General features: G+C 70.6%; 5 protein-coding genes. 4 read left to right on the forward strand and 1 reads right to left on the reverse strand.

The window, feature by feature from the left end; all coding sequences use genetic code 11:
- Window positions 1-449, reverse strand: a 449-nt coding sequence (locus tag FAF44_RS52095) for a YafY family protein (protein ID WP_237110930.1), incomplete at its 3' end; no start/stop codon positions are given.
- 64 nt (window positions 450-513) lie between these two features.
- Between FAF44_RS52095 and FAF44_RS52100 the strand changes: the two genes are divergently transcribed.
- The 4 genes from FAF44_RS52100 to FAF44_RS52115 all read left to right on the forward strand — a co-directional run bounded on the left by FAF44_RS52100 (window position 514) and on the right by FAF44_RS52115 (window position 4,426).
- Window positions 514-1,671: an epoxide hydrolase family protein gene (locus FAF44_RS52100; RefSeq protein ID WP_237110931.1), complete on the forward strand. Its 1,158-nt coding sequence runs from the start codon at window positions 514-516 to the stop codon at window positions 1,669-1,671.
- A 260-nt stretch (window positions 1,672-1,931) separates the two neighbouring features.
- Entirely contained in the window at window positions 1,932-3,272 is a 1,341-nt protein-coding gene (locus FAF44_RS52105; protein ID WP_237110932.1) for a TrkH family potassium uptake protein, read from the forward strand.
- On the forward strand, window positions 3,265-3,927 hold the full coding sequence (locus FAF44_RS52110; protein ID WP_237110933.1) for a TrkA family potassium uptake protein: 663 nt from the start codon (window positions 3,265-3,267) through the stop codon (window positions 3,925-3,927). Before FAF44_RS52105 ends, FAF44_RS52110 begins: the two co-directional genes overlap by 8 nt.
- A 55-nt stretch (window positions 3,928-3,982) precedes the next feature.
- Window positions 3,983-4,426, forward strand: a complete 444-nt coding sequence (locus FAF44_RS52115) for a CBS domain-containing protein (protein WP_237110934.1) — start codon at window positions 3,983-3,985, stop codon at window positions 4,424-4,426.
- Window positions 4,427-4,664 lie beyond the last annotated feature (238 nt).

Here is a 4,664-nt window from a genome sequence, read left to right on the forward strand (position 1 = left end):
GGTGGGGACGCCGCTGGGGCGGCGGGCGGGTCTGGTCGGGGAATCGTTCGCGGGATGGTCAGTGCGACGGTGGTGGTCTGGAAGGCGCTCACCCGGTGCCGCAGCCGCGACGGCAACATCTGCTGCAGCTTGGTCAGCGCCCGCAGCGCGCTCTCCTCCAGTCCCGCGACGCTGCCGGTGGCGGCCGTCCGCAGGCTGATGGCCACGGCCACCGCCTCCTCGTCGTCGAGCAGCAGCGGCGGCAGCGCCGCCCCCGCGCCGAGCCGGTATCCCCCGGCCACGCCCGGGGCGGCGGACACGGGATAGCCGAGCTCACGCAGCCGTCCGATGTCGCGGCGCACGGTACGCAGCCCGACGTCGAGCCGTTCGGCCAGCTCGGAGCCGGTCCAGTCCGCCCGGGACTGCAGCAGGGACAGCAGGCGGAGCAGCCGGGCCGAGGTTTCCAACATGAGCTTCATTCTGCCGCCCATCGGTGCCAGCACCTGTCACCAATGCCTCCTATCTTCCGGAGACATGACGAACAGCGACAGCAGTCTGCAGATCCGCCCATATCGCATCAACATCCCGCAGGAGCAGCTTGACGACCTGCGTGACCGCCTCCTGCGTACGCGCTGGGCCCCCGAAGTGCCCGGCACCGGCTGGGAGCGCGGCGTCCCGACGAACTACCTGCGCTCCCTGGCCGAGTACTGGGCCGACGGCTTCGACTGGCGCGCCCAGGAGGCGACGCTCAACGCCCATCCGCAGTTCACCACCACGATCGACGGCGCGGACGTGCACTTCCTGCACGTCCGCTCGGCCGACCCCGACGCCGTCCCGCTGCTGCTCCTGCACGGCTGGCCGGGCGGAGTGATCGAGTTCCTGGACCTGATCGGCCCGCTCACCGAGCCCGGCCCGGACGGCGGCCCCGCCTTCCACCTGGTGATCCCGTCGCTGCCCGGCTACGGCTTCTCCGGACCGCTGCCCGGCACCGGCTGGACGGACGGGCGCACGGCCGCCGCGATGGCGGACCTGATGGCCCGCCTCGGCTACGAGCGCTACGGCGTGCAGGGCGGCGACGTCTCGGCCTTCATCGCCCCGCTGATCGGCCGGATCGCGCCCGACCGGGTCATCGGCGTGCACGTCAACGCGCTGCTCACGTTCCCGGCCGGAGACCCCGAACTGATGGGCTCGCTGACGGAGGCCGAGCGCGACCGGCTGGCCGGGATGGAGGAGTGGCAGGAGAAGCTGGGCGCCTACCTGCGGCTGCACGGCACCCGCCCGCAGACCATCGCCGCGGCCCTGCACGACTCCCCCGCCGGGCAGCTCGCGTGGATCGTGGAGAGGTTCAAGGACTGGACGGACCCGAAGGCCGACCTGCCCGAGGACGCCGTGGACCGCGACCGCATCCTCACCGACGTGAGCGTCTACTGGTTCACCGAGACGGCCGGGTCGTCGGCGCACACGTACTTCGAGCGGTTCGGCGACCCCGCCATGTGGATTCCGGTGCCGCGCGGCACCGTGCCGACGGCGGTGGCGGTCTTCCCGACGGACTTCTCCGTCCGGCCGCTGGCCGAGCGGGTGCACCACGTGGTGCGCTGGTCGGAGTTCGGCCACGGCGGACACTTCGCGGCCCTGGAGACGCCGCAGGTACTGATCACGGAGCTGCGCGAGTTCTTCGGCTCGCTCCGGTAAAGAACCGGTGGCGCGGTGGGAGCAGGCGCGGCGGGAGCAGGTGCGCCGCTCGCGCTCGGCGCCCCTGCCCGTAGGCTCTCCGTCAGGGAGGCGATGGCGCCCCCGCACCCGCACCTGCCTGTTACGGTAGTGCGCGGTGCGCCGGGAAGTCTGGTCGGCAAGAGACTGCCGGTCGGAGTTCGGGGGAGGCGTTCGCGAATGCGTGGCCGAGATCGTCATTGCCGCGACCAGGCCCGGCGGCAGGGGCGGTGATGGGCGGGATGACGCCCTTCGCGTCCCGTTTCCGGCATCCGGCGCAGGTCGTGGTGGCCGCGTTCGGCCTGGCCATCGCGATCGGCACGGTGCTGCTGGCGCTGCCGATCTCCTCCACCACCGGCGAGTCGGCGGGCTGGGTGACCGCGCTGTTCACCTCGACATCCGCCGTCTGCGTGACGGGGCTGGCCGTCGTGGACACCGCCACCCACTGGTCGGTGTTCGGCGAACTGGTGATCGCCGCGCTGGTCCAGGTGGGCGGCCTGGGGATCATGACGATGGCGACGGTGTTCACGCTGCTCGTCTCGCGCCGGTTAGGTCTGCGCGCCAGGATCGTGGTGCAGGCCGAGACCAAGACGCTGAGCATGAGCGACGTACGCCAGGTGCTGCGCAAGGTGGTCGTGTTCAGCCTCCTGTGCGAGGCCGTCGCCGCCACCATCCTCACCAGCCGCTTCATGATCGGGTACGACGAGTCGTTCGGCCGCGCCCTCTACCTGGGCGTCTTCCACGCGATCAGCGCCTTCAACGACGCCGGGTTCGCGCTGTGGCCGGACAGCCTCATGCGGTTCGTGACCGACGGCTGGATCTGCCTGACCGTGGCGATCGCCAGCATCATCAGCGGGCTCGGCTTCCCGGTGGTGTTCGAGCTGGCCCGCTCCTGGCGGCAACCCGCCAAGTGGACCATCCTGACGAAGATCACCGTGAGCGTGACGGCGACCCTGCTGGTCCTCGGCACCCTGGCGTTCCTGGCCATCGAGTGGCGCAACCCCAAGACGCTCGGGCCGCTCGACGACGGAGGCAAGCTGCTGGCCGCCTTCTTCGCCGCGGTCATGCCGCGCTCGGCCGGGTTCAACACCCTCGACATCTCCCAGATGTACCCGTCGAGCTGGCTGACCACCGACGTGCTGATGTTCATCGGCGGCGGCAGCGCGGGCACGGCGGGCGGCATCAAGGTGACCACGGTCGGGCTGCTGGTCTTCGTCGTGTGGGCCGAACTGCGCGGCGAGAGCCGGGTGCACATCGGGCACCGCAGCCTGCCGGACTCCGCGCAGCGGCAGGCGGTGACGATCACGGCGCTGGGGGTCGCCATCGTGGGCATCGCCACGTACGCGCTGCTCGCGCTCACCCCGTACAGCCTGGACCAGATCCTGTTCGAGGTGATCGCGGCGTTCGGCACGGCGGGCCTGAGCACCGGCATCACCGCGGGCCTGGGCACGGCCGGACACCTGCTGCTGGTCGTGCTCATGTTCATCGGCCGCATCGGGCCCCTCACCCTGGGCTCCGCCCTGGCACTCAACAGGCGCGCCCGCCATTACGAGCTTCCGGAGGAGCGGATCATCGTTGGTTGAGTACAAGAGAGACCCGGTGGTCGTCATCGGCCTGGGACGGTTCGGCACCTCGCTGGCGCTGGAACTCACCCGTCGCGGCACCGAGGTGCTGGCCATCGACCACCGGGCGAAGATCACCCAGAGCCTCGCGGGACAGATCACCCAGATCGCGACCGCCGACGCCACCGACATGGAAGCCCTGCGCCAGCTCGGCGTGCCGGACTTCTACCAGGCGGTGGTGGCCGTCGGCAGCGACATCGAGGCCAGCATCCTGACCACGTCCCTGCTGGTCGAGCTGGAGATCAACGACATCTGGGCCAAGGCCGTCAGCACCCAGCACGGACGCATCCTCAGCCGCATCGGAGCCCACCACGTGGTCTTCCCCGAGCACGACATGGGCGAGCGCGTGGCCCACCTGGTGAACGGCCGCATGCTCGACTACATGCAGGTGGACGACAACTTCGCACTCGCCAAGACGAGCCCGCCCAAGGAGTACGTCGGCGTCCCCCTCGGCCGGTCGAACCTGCGCCGCAAGTACGGAGTCACCATCGTGGCGGTGAAACCACCGGACGAGGACTTCACGTACGCCACGGCCGACACGGAACTATCGTACGGGGACGTCATCCTGATCTCAGGCCGTACCGAGCAGATCGAGCGCTTCGCCGAACTCCCGTGACACAAGACGGCCGGGCCGGGGCTCACCCGATTACCCTGGAAATCGGAGGCCATCGATGCGCGCACGCGATCTAGCCGTCGAGTTCCCGACGGTCACCCTCGACACCCCGGCGCTGGAGGCGGCACGGTTGCTGACCGAACGCGGCCTGCCGGGGCTCATCCTGATCGACGACGACGGCCGGCCGCTCAGCATCCTGCCCGGCACGCAGGTGTTGCGGCTGGCGGTCCCCGCCTACTGCCAGGACGATCCGGCGCTGGCCCGGGTGGTGGACGAGGCCCACGCCGACCGGTTCCTGCTCCGGCTCGGGGACAAGACGGTACGCGAGTGCCTGCCGGAACAGCCGCGTGAACTGCCGGTGACCGACTCGAAGGCGACGGTGCTGGAACTGGCGGCGATGATGGCGCGTACGCACAGCCCGCTGGTGGCGGTGGTCGAGGAGGGACGGCTGCTGGGAGCCGTCACACTCCAATCACTGCTCGACCACGCCCTCCAACTCTGACCCACGGGCTTCAGGCGGGCACGGCGACACGACCCGCACCACCCACACGTCCCAGCACGCCAGGACCCCCGGGCCGCGTGGCTGGGGGCGGGTCGCGCCGGTTGGCCGCCTGGCGTAGCCCCGTTACCAGCAGGACCGCATGGCCGTAGCCGGGGTTACTGCGCAACCTGACGGCCGCATCGCCAGTCAGCTCCCGGTCGCAGGGCAGCCACCCGGCCACCTACACCCCGCTCAACCC

This window comes from Nonomuraea sp. MG754425 (assembly GCF_021699195.1).
GTDB lineage: Bacteria > Actinomycetota > Actinomycetes > Streptosporangiales > Streptosporangiaceae > Nonomuraea.

Bases quoted from the DNA above. Each gene is read 5' to 3' on its own strand.
- FAF44_RS52100 (WP_237110931.1), top strand. From the start codon at position 514: ATGACGAACAGCGACAGCAGTCTGCAGATCCGCCCATATCGCATCAAC.
- FAF44_RS52115 (WP_237110934.1), top strand. From the start codon at position 3,983: ATGCGCGCACGCGATCTAGCCGTCGAGTTCCCGACGGTCACCCTCGAC.
- FAF44_RS52105 (WP_237110932.1), top strand. From the start codon at position 1,932: ATGACGCCCTTCGCGTCCCGTTTCCGGCATCCGGCGCAGGTCGTGGTG.